11 protein-coding genes are annotated in these 15,248 nt (G+C 58.9%); 7 read left to right on the plus strand and 4 right to left on the minus strand.

All coding sequences use genetic code 11. The features are described 5' to 3' along the window. Positions 1-147 precede the first annotated feature (147 nt). The 3 genes from JFT58_RS04000 to JFT58_RS04010 all read left to right on the plus strand — a co-directional run bounded on the left by JFT58_RS04000 (position 148) and on the right by JFT58_RS04010 (position 1,957). A complete protein-coding gene (locus JFT58_RS04000; protein ID WP_054897462.1) occupies positions 148-669 on the plus strand; it encodes a DUF3455 domain-containing protein in 522 nt (173 codons plus the stop codon). 86 nt (positions 670-755) lie between these two features. Next, the gene (locus JFT58_RS04005) at positions 756-1,286 is read left to right on the plus strand and encodes a sigma-70 family RNA polymerase sigma factor (RefSeq protein ID WP_034127671.1); all 531 of its coding nucleotides are present in this window, start codon (positions 756-758) and stop codon (positions 1,284-1,286) included. Continuing rightward, complete coding sequence (locus JFT58_RS04010; protein WP_054897463.1) at positions 1,283-1,957, plus strand: anti-sigma factor; 675 nt, start codon at positions 1,283-1,285, stop codon at positions 1,955-1,957. The genes JFT58_RS04005 and JFT58_RS04010 overlap by 4 nt, the downstream gene beginning before the upstream one ends. Here the strand turns inward: JFT58_RS04010 and JFT58_RS04015 are convergent, their stop codons facing one another. Both JFT58_RS04015 and JFT58_RS04020 read right to left on the minus strand, forming a co-directional pair. After that, a complete protein-coding gene (locus JFT58_RS04015) occupies positions 1,958-3,259 on the minus strand; it encodes an ATP-binding protein (RefSeq protein ID WP_054897464.1) in 1,302 nt (433 codons plus the stop codon). It abuts the gene before it with no gap. 3 nt (positions 3,260-3,262) lie between these two features. Next, a complete protein-coding gene (locus JFT58_RS04020) occupies positions 3,263-3,964 on the minus strand; it encodes a response regulator transcription factor (RefSeq protein WP_054897465.1) in 702 nt (233 codons plus the stop codon). A 171-nt stretch (positions 3,965-4,135) separates the two neighbouring features. Between JFT58_RS04020 and JFT58_RS04025 the strand changes: the two genes are divergently transcribed. The 4 genes from JFT58_RS04025 (at position 4,136) to JFT58_RS04040 (ending at position 10,646) form a co-directional block, all read left to right on the plus strand. Beyond that, positions 4,136-5,278 carry an efflux RND transporter periplasmic adaptor subunit gene (locus JFT58_RS04025; RefSeq protein WP_054897466.1) on the plus strand — a complete coding sequence of 381 codons (1,143 nt, stop codon included), beginning with the start codon at positions 4,136-4,138 and terminating at the stop codon, positions 5,276-5,278. 6 nt (positions 5,279-5,284) lie between these two features. Next, positions 5,285-8,374 (plus strand): efflux RND transporter permease subunit, encoded by a 3,090-nt coding sequence (locus tag JFT58_RS04030; RefSeq protein WP_054897467.1) that lies wholly within the window; start codon positions 5,285-5,287, stop codon positions 8,372-8,374. Positions 8,375-8,522: 148 nt separating this feature from the next. Further along, entirely contained in the window at positions 8,523-9,164 is a 642-nt protein-coding gene (locus tag JFT58_RS04035; RefSeq protein ID WP_054897468.1) for a DUF1345 domain-containing protein, read from the plus strand. A 138-nt stretch (positions 9,165-9,302) separates the two neighbouring features. Then, complete coding sequence (locus JFT58_RS04040) at positions 9,303-10,646, plus strand: hypothetical protein (protein ID WP_140915203.1); 1,344 nt, start codon at positions 9,303-9,305, stop codon at positions 10,644-10,646. 75 nt (positions 10,647-10,721) lie between these two features. Here JFT58_RS04040 and JFT58_RS04045 read toward each other — a convergent pair whose 3' ends face one another. Then, positions 10,722-12,977: an autotransporter outer membrane beta-barrel domain-containing protein gene (locus JFT58_RS04045; protein ID WP_306664369.1), complete on the minus strand. Its 2,256-nt coding sequence runs from the start codon at positions 12,975-12,977 to the stop codon at positions 10,722-10,724. Between the two features lie 222 nt (positions 12,978-13,199). Further along, complete coding sequence (locus tag JFT58_RS04050; RefSeq protein ID WP_054897470.1) at positions 13,200-15,194, minus strand: hypothetical protein; 1,995 nt, start codon at positions 15,192-15,194, stop codon at positions 13,200-13,202. Between the last annotated feature and the right edge of the window lie 54 nt (positions 15,195-15,248).

Genomic DNA, 15,248 nt, shown 5'->3' on the forward strand with positions numbered 1-15,248 from the left:
TTTTCTTATAACCACTTATACCGATGCGATCTGAGTTTATGCTTTTTTGGAAATCTTCACTTTTTTCGCAAAGCCCTGCATCCAATGGGCGGGCCTGGGCCGTAGTCATCAACGTAACCCTGCTGTTCTACCCAATGGAGAAACACCATGAACGCTAAAACACTGCTGTGCCTGTCCAGCTTGCTCCTCGCCGCACCGTCGGCGTTTGCCCAGGCGGGCCTGCCGGACAGCATCAAGGTGCCGGATGGCCACAAGGTGGCGATGCAAACCACCGGGGTCGGCGAAATCACCTATGAATGCCGCGACAAGGCCAGCGCTGCCGGCCAGACCGAGTGGACCTTCGTCGGCCCCAAAGCCGTGTTGAACGACCGTAATGGCCAGCAGGTCGGCACCTACTTCGGCCCACCTGCCACGTGGCAGGCCAAGGACGGCTCGACCATCACCGGCACGCAATTGGCCGTGGCGCCGTCGAGCCCCGGTAACCTGCCCTATCAACTGGTCAAGGCCAACCCGGCCGAGGGCAAAGGTGCGATGAGTGGCGTGGCGTATATCCAGCGGGTTGCGCTCAAGGGCGGAGTCGCTCCCGCTACGCCATGCACCACGGCGAACAAAGGCGCCAAGGAAGTGGTGAAATACCAGGCGGACTACATCTTCTGGGCCGCCAACTGAGCAAACTCAGCTACGCTGGCCAGGTAGGTGCGAGCAACCTCGCGCCTACCACGCGTAGACGTCTCCTCAGTGGCAGGAATTCTGGTTTGGCTGAAATCATCTTTGATTATGAAGTGTGCCTGTTAGCCTGCGCCCGCGGCGATCATCGCGCCCTGCACCAACTCTATGAGCAGGACAGCAGCCGCTTGCTCGGTGTGGCGCTGCGCATTACCCGCAACAAGGCACTGGCCGAGGACATCGTGCATGACGCCTTTATCAAGATCTGGCACGGCGCGCGCAGTTTCGACCCCTTGCGAGGTTCCGCACGGGGTTGGGTGTTCAGCGTGACTCGCCACCTGGCCCTGGACGTTGTACGCAGCGCCGGGCGTGACGTGCCACTGGACGACCAGTATGAACCGATGGCAGAGCCTGCCCAGACCGTTGAGTTTGCGGCACGCTCCGGGCAGATCCACCAGTGCCTGGAGCAGCTCGACCCGACACGCCGCACCTGCATCCTGCACGCCTATGTGGACGGTTACTCCCACAGCGAAATTGCGCAAAAACTCAGTACCCCTCTGGGTACCGTCAAAGCCTGGATCAAACGCAGCCTCGCCGCCTTGCGGGAGTGCATGGCATGAACGACAGCCTGGATGAACTGGCCAGTGAATACGTGCTGGGGACACTGCCCGCCGAACAGCGCGCAGAGGTGCAACAACGCCTGGCCCATGATGCGGCACTGCGTGCAGCGGTGGATGCCTGGGAGCAGCGTCTGTTGCCTCTGGTCGCGCTGGCACAACCGGTGCCGCCTTCGGCACAGCTGTGGCGGCGCATTGAACGCGGAATCAAAGCCCCCGAAACGAGCGTGGCGTGGTGGAACCTGCTGGCGTTCTGGCGCGGGCTCTCTGCCGCGGGCCTGATGGCAAGCGTGGTGCTGGCGGCTTTATTACTGACGCGCCCGCCCATGCCCGCACCCAGCTTCGTGGTGGTGTTGATGGCGCCACAAAGCCAGGCACCGGGCTGGGTGGTGCAGGCCAGTGATAATCAGCAGATCCAGTTGATTCCACTGGGGGTGATCGAGATTCCTGCCGACAAAGCCCTGGAGTTCTGGACCAAGGGCGATGGCTGGCAGGGGCCCGTATCCCTGGGGCTGGTCAAACCGGGGCAGACCTTGTCGGTGCCGCTGGACAAGCTGCCGCCACTGGCGCCGAACCAGTTGTTTGAACTGACGCTGGAAGGGCCCAATGGCTCGCCCACCGGCAAACCCACCGGGCCGATTCACGGGATCGGCCGCGCAGTCAAAGTGCTTTGATCACGAAAGGTTAGGTAGCCACACACGAAACCGCGCCCCGTCCAAGGGAGACGCCAAGGCCGTCAAAGTGCCGCCCTGGGCCTCCAGGGCGCGCCGGCTGATCGCCAGGCCCAGGCCAAAGCCACCGGTTGCGCGATCGCGGCTACGGTCCAGGCGGTAGAACGGCTCGAAGATGCGCTCGCGCTGCTCCGCCGGTATGCCGATGCCATCGTCGTCCACCCAGATTTCACAGCCTTTGGGGCATACCCGCACGCCCACCTGGATGCGTTTGTCGCAGTAGCGCGTCGCATTGCGCAGCAGGTTCTGCAAGGCCCTGGCAGTCAGGCGCGGGTCGAGGCTGAAGCGCTCCACGGCACAATCGAGGACCACATCGATGACGATATCGGGGTTCTCCAGCTCATCGTCGACGCTGCCCAACACGCTGTCGATAAACTCGTCGAGCGCCACCTCTACCCGCTCGGGCAATTGCGCCGGGTTTTGCAGGCGGCTGTAAGACAGCAATTCCAGCACCAGCTCATCCAGCTCCCGAATATGCGCCACCAGGCTTTGCAGGCGCTCGCGGCTGGCCGGGGGCAAGTCTTCGGAAAGCGCCAGGGCCAGCCCGAAATCCAGGCGGGTGAGCGGTGTGCGCAGTTCATGGGAGACCGCATTGAGCAAATCGCGCTGCTGGTTCAAGAGGCGCTCGATATCGTCGGCCATGGTGTCGAATACCGCCGCCAGGCCGCCGATGCTGGAGCTGGGTGCGAGCCCCGTACGCGCCTCCAGATGGCCCTTGCCCAATAACGCGGCGGTACTTTTCAAACGCTCCAGGTCACGCCAGTGCGGACGCAGCCACACCAGCAGGCACGCCAGCAAGGCGGCACCGACCAGCACGTTCATCGACCAGTACAGCAGGTTCATGTCCAACGGGTCTGGTGGTACGGTCAGCTTGACCGCGAACTGCTGGTTGATCGGCGAACTGATTTCCTCCATCCAGCCCCATTCGCCCAGGCGGATCACTGGCTTGCCTTGCTCCAGCAGCTGTTCTTCCTCAGGGGTGTAGCGGGCGTCCTGGCGCAGCAACAGTTGCACTTTCAAGGGTGCAAAATCGTGGCTCAACTGGTCGGTCACCTGGGACCAGCGCTCCACCGGTGCGCGCTGGTACTGCTTGACCATGAGTTTTTGCAGGCCGCGGGACTGTTCGATGTTGTAGTCCATGTAGCGGTGTTCGAACAGCTGGATCACCAGCTTGGGAATCAGGTAAATCGCCGCACTGTAGGTGACGATGGTGATCAGGTAGAGGCGCAGCAGTACGCGAAACATGGTTCAGCATTCCCACTCGGAACGGCTGAACAGATACCCCTTGCCCCACACCGTCTTGATCTTGCGCGCCTCGCCCGCATGGTCGTCGAACTTGCGTCGCAGCTTGGAGATAGCCACGTCCACCGAACGGTCGGTACCGTTGAACTCGATACCGCGCAGGCGTTGCAGGATCTGATCGCGGCTGAGCACTTCGCCGGCATGCCGGGCCAGCACCACCAGCAGGTTGTATTCACCACTGGACAGCTCGACCGCCTGTTCGCGCCAGGTCACGGTGCGTTCGGACAGATCAATGCAGAGGTTGCCCATGACGATCTGGTCGCTGGCCACCTGGGGTTCGGACAGGCTGCTGCGACGCAGCAATGTGCGCACCCGGGCCAGTAATACGCGCGGCTCGCAGGGTTTGGTCACGTAGTCGTCGGCGCCCATCTCAAGCCCCAGAACCTGATCGTGGCTGTCATCGCGGGCGGTCAGCATCAGGATCGGCAGCCCCGCCGAGTCGGCGCGCAGCAAACGGCATACCTGCAGGCCGTCGAGGCCCGGCAGCATCAGGTCGAGGATCACCAGGTCCGGCGGGCTAAGGCGTGCACGTTCGCGTACATGATCGCCGCGGCTGAGCACGCTGACGTGGTAGCCATTGCGTTCCAGGTAGCTGGCAATCAGCTCGGAGAGTGCGGCGTCGTCTTCCACCAGGAGGATGTTGGGCATGGTGTTTCCAAATAATGCTGTTTGTTGGTGTGTTGCAGGATTGTGCAAGGATATACGCCCCCGACGCCCTGCGCGCCGTACCTTACACTTCTTCACAGACCCGCTACACAGCTTCACAGCACCACGGCGCAGGTGCCCCTAGGATGCGCCAGTCAATATTGGGATAAGAGCATGTCGAAGAATCTGTTTGCGCCGTTTTGCCTGTTGGCCCTCACACTGGCGCTGAGCGCGTGTGGTCAGTCGGCAGACGAGGCGCCACAAATGCCCCTGGCCAAAGTGCGGATCGAAACCCTGCAGGCCAAGCCCCTCTCAATTACCAGCGAACTGAGCGGGCGCATCGCCGCACCGCGTATCGCCGAAGTACGCGCCCGGGTCGCCGGGGTGGTCATGCAGCGGGTGTTCAACGAAGGCCACGACGTCAAGCAAGGCGACGTGTTGTTCCGTATTGACCCGGCGCCGTTCAAGGCCGACCTGGACAGTGCCCAGGCCAACCTGAGCAAGGCCGAGGCCAATGCGTTCCAGGCGCGCCTGCAAGAACAGCGCTACAGCCAACTGGTCGAAGGCAACGCCATCAGCGGCCAGGAGTACGACAACGCCCGCGCCGCCCTGCGCCAGACCAACGCCGAAGTGGCCGCCAACAAGGCCGCCGTCGAGCGTGCCAGGCTGAACCTGGGCTATGCCACCGTGACCGCACCGATTTCCGGGCGCATTGGCCGCGCCCTGGTGACCGAAGGCGCGCTGGTCGGCCAGAACGAAGCCACGCCGCTGGCGATTATCCAGCAACTGGACCCGATCCACGCCGACCTCACCCAGTCCACCCGTGAGCTGAACGACCTGCGCCGCGCCTTTCGTGCCGGCAGCTTGAAGCAGGTCGGCCAGGACCAGGCCAAGGCCACCTTGATCCAGGACGACGGCAGCCTGTACCCGTTGCCAGGCAAATTGCTCTTCGCTGACATCAGCGTCGACCCGGGCACCGGGCAGATCATCCTGCGCAGCGAGTTCCCCAACCCGGACCTCGACCTGTTGCCCGGCAGCTTTGTGCGGGTGCGCGTGGAACAGGCCGTGGACAAACAAGGTATCAGCGTGCCGCAACGCGCCATCACCCGTGACAGCGCCGGTATCCCGATGGTGTTGCTGCTGGACGCCGAACAGACCGTCAGCCAGCAACCGGTGGAGTTGGGTGCGGTGATCGACAACCGCTGGATCGTCACCAGCGGCCTCAAGCCCGGCGACCGCATCATCGTCGAGGGCCTGCAACACGCACGCCCCGGTGAAAAAGTTGAAGTGGACGACAGCCCGCTCGTAAAGGAATAACCCGTCATGCCGCAGTTCTTTATTGACCGCCCTATCTTCGCCTGGGTGGTGGCCCTGTTTATCCTGCTGGCGGGCTTCCTGGCGATCCCGCAATTGCCGGTGGCGCAATACCCCAACGTCGCGCCACCCAAAGTGGAAATCTACGCGGTGTACCCCGGTGCCTCGGCCCAGACCCTGGATGAGAGCGTGGTCAGCCTGATCGAGCAAGAGCTCAACGGCGCCGATCACCTGCTGTATTTCGAATCCCAGAGCAGCCTGGGTTCGGCGACGATCACCGCCACGTTCCAGCCGGGCACCGACCCGGAAATGGCCCAGGTGGATGTGCAGAACCGCCTCAAGGTCGTCGAGCCGCGCCTGCCCCAGGCCGTGACTCAGCAAGGCTTGCAGGTGGAAAAAGTCTCCGCCGGTTTCCTGCTGCTGGTCACATTGACGTCCAACGACGGCAAACTCGACGACGTGGCGCTCAGTGATTACCTGGCGCGCAACGTGATGAACGAGCTCAAGCGCCTGGACGGGGTCGGCAAGGCCCAGTTGTATGGCGCCGAGCGAGCGATGCGTATCTGGATCGACCCGCAGAAGCTGATCGGTTTCAACCTCACGCCGGCCGACGTCAACGCCGCGATCAGCGCCCAGAACGCCCAAGTCTCAGCGGGCAGCATCGGTGACTTGCCGGGCACCCACACCCAGGAGATCACCGCGGCGGTGCTGGTCAAGGGGCAACTGTCCACCCCGGCGGAGTTTGCCGACATCGTGCTCAAGGCCAACCCCGACGGCTCCACCGTGCGCATCGGCGATGTGGCACGGGTTGAAGTCGGCAGCCAGGAATACCAGTTCTCCACCCGCCTGAACGGCAAGCCGTCCACCGCCGTCAGCGTGCAACTGTCGCCCGGCGCTAATGCATTGAGTACCGCAACGCTGGTGCGGGCGAAAATGGACGAGTTGTCGCGCTACTTCCCTGCCAATGTGGAATACAAGATTCCCTACGACACTTCGCCCTTTGTCAAAGTCTCGATCACCAAGGTGGTCTACACCTTGCTGGAGGCGATGGCGCTGGTATTCGCGGTGATGTTCCTGTTCCTGCAGAACGTGCGCTACACCTTGATTCCCACGCTGGTGGTGCCGATCGCGCTGATGGGCACCTTCGCCACCATGTTGCTGCTGGGCTTCTCGATCAACGTGCTGACCATGTTCGGCATGGTATTGGCTATCGGCATCCTGGTAGACGATGCCATCGTGGTGGTGGAAAACGTCGAGCGCATCATGGCCACCGAAGGCCTGTCGCCCAAAGAGGCGACGAAGAAAGCCATGGGCCAGATCACCGGGGCCATCATCGGTATCACCCTGGTGCTGGTGGCGGTGTTCCTGCCGATGGCCTTCATGCCGGGTTCGGTGGGCGTGATCTACCAGCAGTTCTCACTGTCGATGGCCACCTCGATCCTGTTCTCCGCTTTCCTGGCCCTGACCTTGACCCCGGCACTGTGCGCCACCTTGCTCAAGCCGATTGCCAAGGGCGAGCACCATGCCAAGGGTGGTTTCTTCGGCTGGTTCAACCAGCGCTTTGACCAACTCACCAACCGTTACGAAGGTTGGGTGGCCTATGCCCTCAAGCGCAGCGGCCGCTACCTGCTGATCTACCTGGTATTACTGGTGGGCATGGGCCTGTTGTTCAGCCGCCTGCCCTCCTCGTTCCTGCCGGTGGAAGACCAGGGCTACACCATCACTGATATCCAGTTGCCGCCGGGCGCCAGCAAGAACCGTACGGTGCAGGTGGCCGAACAGATCGAGGCACATAACGCAGGCGAGCCTGGGGTGGGTGATACCACCATGATCATGGGCTTCAGCTTCTCCGGTTCCGGGCAAAACGCCGCGCTGGCGTTTACCACGCTCAAGGACTGGTCAGAACGTGGCAGCGATGACTCCGCTTCCTCGATCGCCGATCGCGCGAACATAGCCTTCAGCGAGCTCAAGGACGCGATTGCCTATGCAATCCTGCCGCCACCGGTAGACGGCCTGGGCACTTCCAGTGGTTTCGAGTTCCGTTTGCAGGACCGCGGTGGCGTCGGCCACGCCGGGTTGATGGCCGCACGTACCGAATTGCTGGACGCTGCAGCGAAAAGCCCGATCCTGGCCAACGTGCGTGAAAGCGCCTTGGCTGAAGCACCACAAGTGCAGCTGGAAGTGGACCGCAAGCAGGCCAACGCCCTGGGTGTGTCGTTTGCCGACGTAGGCAACGTGCTGTCGTCGGCGATAGGTTCGGCGTATATCAACGACTTCCCCAACCAGGGCCGTATGCAGCGCGTGGTGGTGCAAGCCGAAGGCGACCAGCGCAGCCAGGTGGCCGACCTGATGAAAATCCACGTGCGCAACAACGCCGGGAAGATGGTGCCGCTCTCAGCCTTCGTCGAAGCCAAGTGGACCCAGGGCCCCACGCAGTTGACCCGTTACAACGGCTACCCGGCCATCGCCATCAGCGGCGAAGCGGCGCCGGGGCACAGCACTGGCGAGGCCATGAACGAAATCCAGCGTCTGGTCAGCCAACTGCCCGCCGGGCTGGGCCAGGAATGGACGGGCTTGTCGTTGCAGGAGCGCTTGTCCGGTTCCCAGGCCCCGCTGCTGTTGGGCCTGTCGCTGCTGATCGTGTTCCTGTGTCTGGCCGCGCTGTATGAAAGCTGGTCGATTCCCACCTCAGTGTTGCTGGTGGTGCCGCTGGGGGTACTGGGTGCGGTGTTGGCCGTGTCGCTACGCGGGATGCCCAACGACGTATTTTTCAAAGTCGGCTTGATCACCATCATCGGCCTGTCGGCGAAGAACGCGATCCTGATCATCGAGTTCGCCAAGGACCTGTATGACCAGGGCGAGGATTTGATCGACGCCACCTTGAAAGCGGCACGGTTGCGACTGCGCCCGATCATCATGACGTCCCTGGCATTCATCCTCGGCGTGGTGCCATTGGCGATTGCTACGGGGGCCAGCTCGGCCAGCCAGCAGGCGATTGGCACCGGTGTGATTGGCGGAATGATCACGGCGACATTGGCGGTGGTGTTTGTGCCGGTGTTCTTCGTGGTGGTGATGAAGCTGGTGCGCAAGCGCCAGTAATGCCCACACTGTAGGAGCGAGCTTGCTCGCGAAGATCGTCAACGATAACGCGGGCCGTCTGGATGCACGCGGTGTTTTGAAGTTTTTCGCGAGCACGCTCGCTCCTACAGGGATAGGCTATGGTTTCCAGCGTTCTTTGTGAGCCACCATGCCCTTCCTCGCCCGCACCCACCCTCGCCTCTCATCCGCCGCCGTACTGGGCCTTGCGGTCGGCCTCCTGGTGCCGGCCGACACCCTTGCCAGCAAAATCCTGATCGGCTGGAACGCCGGGGTCTGGACCTACCTGATACTGATGCTCTGGTTGACCATTCGCGCCAAGGCCGAAGACGTCAAGCGCATCGCCGAAGTCGAAGACGAGAACGCCGGCCTGGTGCTGTTCATGGTGTGCATCGCCGCCATCGCCAGCCTGGCCACCATCACCTTCGAACTGGTGGGCAGCAAGGACCTGGCCACTTCCGAACGTCTGCTGCATTACGCTTTTACCGGGCTGACAGTGATCGGCTCCTGGCTGCTGATCGGGGTGATTTTCAGCGTGCACTACGCCAGGCTCTATTACACCTGGCAAGGCAAGGAGCCGGCGCTGCGCTTTGCCGAGGGCTTGCTCACCCCCAATTATTGGGACTTCCTGTATTTCTCCTTCACCATCGGCGTGGCCGTGCAGACATCGGACGTGGGTGTTGCCACCCGTAGCTTGCGTAAAGTGGTGCTGGGGCAATCGTTGATCGGGTTTCTGTTCAATACCGCGATCCTGGGGTTCTCAATCAATATTGCGGCAGGGTTGTTTGGCTAGGCCTGGCTAAGCGTATGGGTAAAGAAAACCGACGAATGGACCGGCAAACCTGTTAGTTCTGACAGTTGTGCAGCGCGTGCTTATGGCGCTGAATTGAATCGCTCACAACCAACCCATCCAAGGGCACGGGGCTGATCCATGTCAACACAACCAATGAACAGTAACTTGGTGCTCAATGGCAACTTCGCCCATCGTGAACGCTATTGGAACGTTACTGCCACCGCTCCAGGCCGAGTTGATTTTTCCCGCCAGCATTGCGTGATCACGGGGCGAGGCCGGGCGGAACAAGACATATCGGTTTCCGATACCGCCTCCTACTCCTTCAGCCTGTACACGTTGATTACCTATAACGGCGCCGGGTCAGCCCGACTGGTATGGCAGCCCTCGGGGGCGACTGAAACAATCACGCTAACAGGGAACCATGGCTGGACCCATCATGTGAGCACCTTTCGCCCACCTACCGGCACAACCGGCCTGACGCTACAACTGATGGGTAATGCTGGCGACGTCTGGTTCGATAGCCTCCAACTGGTGGAAGACGGCGGCGTGGTCATCCCTGTCGAGTTGATCCGTAACGGTGATTTCGCCGACAACAGCGATCATTGGATAGCCAACCGGCCAGTGGGCTCCTCCGTGACATTTTCCGACAACGAGTGCCAGGCAAACCAGGGGGGATCCATCGAACAAAAGATCGCGGTCACACCCGGCCAGACCTATGATTTTTCCATCGATGCCATGACGCCAACCGGAGGGCACGGTTTCGCGATGTTCCATATTGCACCCGGTAACACGCCACAGATAGAACTTCGGGGGGGTGGCGACTGGGATAATTACACGTCGTCGCTGACCATCCCTGCAGGCGTGACTGAAATCACCTTAGAAGTGATAGGCACCACCTTCCTCGTGGTTGACAACCTGTCCCTGAAATCAGCCCCCGTGCCAACGATTAATCAAAACCGCCCTCATCGCACACACACGTACCGCCCATCGCAGGAGAACCGTACCATGAGCAATGCCAATGCCCGAAAAGCTGCCCGCCAGAAATCCGCAGAACGTTTTTTTCAAGGTTCGATCGGAAGCGAAAACTTCAAGGCGGACTTTCGCAAACATGAATTGAAAAACAACTTCTGGCTGGCGGAAGGCGCCATGAAGATACCGCCCACAGAAACGTCAAGACAGGTGGTCATTTTCAAGTACCCCACTACCACGGACTCCGGCCGTTATCAGTTGGAGAAAGACAGTGACGAACATCAGTTAGCCGTCATCCTGATGACCATTAATGAAACGCCCCTCCCGGCTTATCAAGCACATCGAGGCACCGTCGAATTCTTTCATAATTCCGACGACCATACGGTCACGGGCGCACTCGACGTCTATCTTATGGATGTCAACAACCAAGAACTGCGTGTGCAAATGCTGTTCAGCCTCGATAGAACCACGCGGCGCAGACCTACCCGTGTCAATACCGTTCAACCTCGATAAACCCCGGCATGAAAGTCAACGCCCCGAACCTCGGGGCGTTTTCAAGCATCGTTGAAATCCAGTGGCACTGCCTGATTACCAGCTATATCGCACGCCGAAATTTGCCCCCCATGGCTGATCCACGTGCTTGCCTTGGCCGTAGTCAAAATCTGCATGCAATTGCATATTTTGGGACAGTGTCAGGGCGACACCCACGCCGACCTCGACACGAGACCCCGACAGATTATTGTCAAATGTCTGGTTATTGACCGACACCTTGTTGCTCTTGGCAAATTCGTGGGCAACGCCACCACGCAAGTAAGGCTGAAGCATACTGCCGTCATCCAACATAAAGTCGCGGCCTACTGTCACCCCCAACTTGCCCTGCACGGAGTCGGTGTGGCTACCCTTGGCTTTGAGACCATTGTCCAGGCTATAGCTCTTGCCTTGTACTGTAACCACGGACGCTTGGGCGAAAGGCTCGATAAAGAAATCATTATCCAGCTTGATATGACGGCCCGCTTCCACAGACGCACCCAAGGCATTTGTACTGTATTTGCCCTTCGCTTGCCTGCCGTCGCTCAAACCGACAGTGGAATCATTGTTCAAGCGGTTGGCTTTGATGACGCCGTCAAAATAGTAACCACTCTCCTCATCCAACCAAGTGGCATACAGACCTGCGTAGTAACTCTGCACACTACCCGAAGTACCCCGACTGAGATCCAGATCAGAAGTACTATGGCCCGCCATTACCCCCAGCAGCCATTGGCCTTCTCCCAAGGGGGTATCCGCCCCCAAGGAGAACCCGCGCTGGCTTTGTTCATAGGCACCCGCATCACCACCACTGACCTCATATTTATTGCCATAGGCACGCAACCAACCACCGGCTGCGGCGCCGTTATGCCGAATCTCTCCCATGCGGCTACGCAAAGATGTCATCTCGCCATACCACACGGTTGGTGCAGTGTTGAACAAGGCCAATACCGACCGGGTGCCTGGGCTGACAGTGCGATTATTCGGGTCAAGGAACCAATCATTACCGTCTTGCCGGAGGCCATAGGACCAGGCCCCAACATCCACATTACCGCCTACCAGCGCAAACTGTGCGTCACCGCCACCCGTGTGAACGATATGCACATCACCTGGGTTTACCGGTTCTGTACCGCTGCTGGTAAGCAACAGGTCGTGATGGCCGGTTGCGTCACCCGTAATATTCAGGAAGTCCGTCAGGCCCTGAGCGAAATCAGTGCCCATGACAAAAGTGCCTTGGCCCGACAAGCTCTTGAGGTCAAGTTGATAGAACGCATCGCTATCCCCAAACTTGACCGTGCTATCGGCAAGGCGCAAATCACCCACCTGGCTATTGCCGGTCATGACCCACATGGATTGCTCGCCAAGACTCAACGACGAAACGTTTTCCAGGCGGCCAGTCAATGAGGCGAGATCAGTGAGCTGAAGGTGAGCCTGGCTACCACTGCTGACAACGACATCGCCCTTGAGCTGGCTATTGGCGATATTCATATTCGCCGTCGAGCCGCCTTTGACTTCCAGCAAGTTGCCATTACCACCGGTGAGCGTCGAACCGTTGCGTACCTCGATATTCGCCACCGCACCCTGGCCCCGAGCACCGTCTACGAGCAACGCAGCACCTGTGGTACCGGTGACATGAGAATCGTCCAGGATAAGGGTATTAGGCCCGGGCGCATGCCGGTCAAACGACATTTCAATACCGTTACGTCCGCCTGAAATATTGCTCCCAGACGCCCGTGCCGCCGAGCTCTCCAACCTCAACCCAAAGCTGTCGGCGCCCGTGCCGATTGACTGACTGCGCACCAACTCCAACGCACTGCCACCAGTAACAACTGCACCACCGGTTGCTCCCACCAGGACACTGCCATTGACCGTCGCGGTGGATATATCGGTTGAGTTTGTAAATTTGCTCACCAGTAAACCATGGTAATCGGCACTGGAAATCATACTGTCGTTGATCTGCGCAGCGCTGCTGAGCAGCGTTACGCCAGTTTCGTAAGCCCCGGAAGCAGTGATACGACTGTTATCGACAGCCACATTAGAGCCGTTCTGAGCGACAACCGTCCCCAGGATCGTACTGTCCGCGCTGACATTCAGGTTCGAGGCATTAGCATAAATGGCCTGCGTCCAGCCCCGTATGACGTTAAGCGTGGCATTTTGCAATTCAAAGGTATCGATATAATCATCGTGCCGGATGGTTTCGGTGCCATTTTCGATCAACCGAGCATGAGCATTTGGCGCCAGAAGCAACAAGGTCACAACAGATGGCACCTGCATCATTGCAACCAAGGGTTTTAATTTAAAGTACGAATTGATCTTCACAAGACACCACTCATTTAACAGGCATTCCAGAACGGAACTGTTCGGCCTATTTCCAGAGGGGTGGAGCCAGGCCATTCAAGGCCGCAAAGTTACAGATCAGGCTTACCCTAATATGTAGGATTAATCCGAACATAAGGGTAGAGATGGGGAGATTAGCTGTGTGAAAGTGCAAAGCGCGTGCAGTGCAACCGAAGGGTGCCGAAGCACCCCGCAGTCCGCAGTCTATTGTTCTACCAGGCCGTCTTCCAATGCAGTGGGTGGTTGCTCCTCGCAAAAAAACCCGTTCAAGTCGGTGAACCGTGTACGGGTCCAGGCTCTTACCGAAGGCTGCTCTCCTTCTCCCGGGATCGACACAAAATAGTGAAAGTCCACCGAATTGCGCGCCGCTGGCCGAAGGGCCGTATAGGGGATCTTTATGTCGAAACCGTTGGAAACCATATCGGGCGTCAGCGGCAACGAGCTTAGGGCCAGTGTATTGCCCAACTGAGTGTCTCCGGTAATGTCACTGAATACGCGGAATTCGCATCGAACGACCATGTGCTCTTGGAAATACACTGTATTACCAGGAACCCTGACCGTCGCCTCGCGAGTCGCTCGATTGAGGTCGGTACACGCCAAAAATGCGGTCGCCTTGACGAACCTTGGCTCTTCCAATACGACTTTGTTGGCCGCCACAACTACATTCTGCGCAAGTGAGCGCTGGGTATTGTCATTAGTCGGCCATCCCAGCGTATAAAACACTGGGAGCGTTCTATTGCCGACTTCACGAATGATTGACCAAGGCACCGTTCGCGTAAGAGTGTCACCGCCCCCTTCGTTCGTCAGTGTCAACTCATCAAACTTGTGGGCCAGATCCCCCCAATACCATTTGATTATCGTACCCGGCGCGGGAAGAGGGGTGCTCCAAAGCACGGTCTCGATAGTCGCGTCCCTATTGAAGTCAGCGTCTGTGAGCTCATTTTCCTTAGTCGGGTCAACGCCGAAGACCCGCACGCGCGCGAGCAAACTGTTTTCCGGATCTTCACCCGGAGCAGGGCCAGGCGCAGAAAAATCGACATCAATAGTGTGAGTAGGCGCATCGGTTGATGTCCCATTGCGATCAACAAAATAGTCGATGGTCATGGGAATCTCGCCAGCACCTCCACCATAATGGGCCAAAAGAGTATCACTGCCGACAGGCAGCATTAACGGAAAAGGCAGATAAAGCTTAACGTCAAAACGTTCCGGAGCCTGCGTGCCGATGGTCAATTCGATCACGTCAATGTCGGTTAAATTATTTTCATATTCTGGAATAGCAATGAAAACCCCGTTCGGCTCATAAAGGTCTTGTAAATCAAGCAGCCCGTCACCAGGAAGAAGCGCCAACGGCACATAGGCTTCCTGCGGATCAGGAGCTGGTGTCAGGTTCAACTCAATTCGCGCAGGTACCGAGTCTTTGCTGACATTCCCTGCAAGATCCCACAGGCGGTAGAACAAGTAGTTCTGCCCTCCTTTATTACCAGTAATCAGGTTCCACGGCAGCGTAAAACTCAACGAGTCGTCCACAGGAAAGGTGTCAATAGGCTCAGACAGCTGTGAAGAAAATTCCGATGAAAAAAAGACTTCGATATCATCACCGGCGCGCCGAGAGATGGGATAGTCGCGAAATGTACATTCCATCCCGGCTGGGTGATCCTCCACATCCTGCTCAGTAATTTCACCTTTCGACTCCAAATAAGCAGGGAACAAGGGCGCTGCCGGGTGCCTGGGGTCTTCTGGCGGGGTAAGGTCGACCTCCAGGGGAGCACCTCTTAACAATCCCGTCTGCGAGTTACCTTCATGAATGACATAGCCGACCTCATGCTCCCCTTCCACCAAACGGGCCGCCGGAATATCACGGGTGAACGGTTGATCAATAGGCTCGTGGACAGGAGAAGCTGTATTGAAGTCTACCATGTGCATCGGCGCACCCCAGTTCGTTGCGCCTTTACCGCGCATATGCACTGCGAGTCTGGTGATTGCCGGGTCAATGCCTTCGTCATCTGCAAACTGCCCAATATCGAAGGTTACAGTAAGCGGTTTCTTCGACGCCTCCTTGGTAATCAACCCATCATTATTCAACGCATCAAACGTGGGCAGGGGCATCGCCAGCACACCCGCCCTGCGCTGGCACAGCAGTTCTTTATTGGCCTTGCGCGATGCAATGGCGGCCTTTTGTTTCTTACTCAACGTTGCCATCTGTATTCTCCTTTTGCACTGAGTAACACCAAGACAATCGAACAAACACATGCC

The sequence above is a fragment of the Pseudomonas sp. MF6767 genome, assembly GCF_016405475.1.
In the GTDB taxonomy this organism is placed as follows: Bacteria; Pseudomonadota; Gammaproteobacteria; order Pseudomonadales; family Pseudomonadaceae; genus Aquipseudomonas; species Aquipseudomonas paracarnis.

Coding starts and splice junctions, on each gene's coding strand:
- JFT58_RS04000 (WP_054897462.1), top strand. CDS start 148: ATGAACGCTAAAACACTGCTGTGCCTGTCCAGCTTGCTCCTCGCCGCA.
- JFT58_RS04015 (WP_054897464.1), bottom strand. CDS start 3,259: ATGTTTCGCGTACTGCTGCGCCTCTACCTGATCACCATCGTCACCTAC.
- JFT58_RS04040 (WP_140915203.1), top strand. CDS start 9,303: ATGTCAACACAACCAATGAACAGTAACTTGGTGCTCAATGGCAACTTC.
- JFT58_RS04020 (WP_054897465.1), bottom strand. CDS start 3,964: ATGCCCAACATCCTCCTGGTGGAAGACGACGCCGCACTCTCCGAGCTG.
- JFT58_RS04025 (WP_054897466.1), top strand. CDS start 4,136: ATGTCGAAGAATCTGTTTGCGCCGTTTTGCCTGTTGGCCCTCACACTG.
- JFT58_RS04010 (WP_054897463.1), top strand. CDS start 1,283: ATGAACGACAGCCTGGATGAACTGGCCAGTGAATACGTGCTGGGGACA.
- JFT58_RS04035 (WP_054897468.1), top strand. CDS start 8,523: ATGCCCTTCCTCGCCCGCACCCACCCTCGCCTCTCATCCGCCGCCGTA.
- JFT58_RS04030 (WP_054897467.1), top strand. CDS start 5,285: ATGCCGCAGTTCTTTATTGACCGCCCTATCTTCGCCTGGGTGGTGGCC.
- JFT58_RS04050 (WP_054897470.1), bottom strand. CDS start 15,194: ATGGCAACGTTGAGTAAGAAACAAAAGGCCGCCATTGCATCGCGCAAG.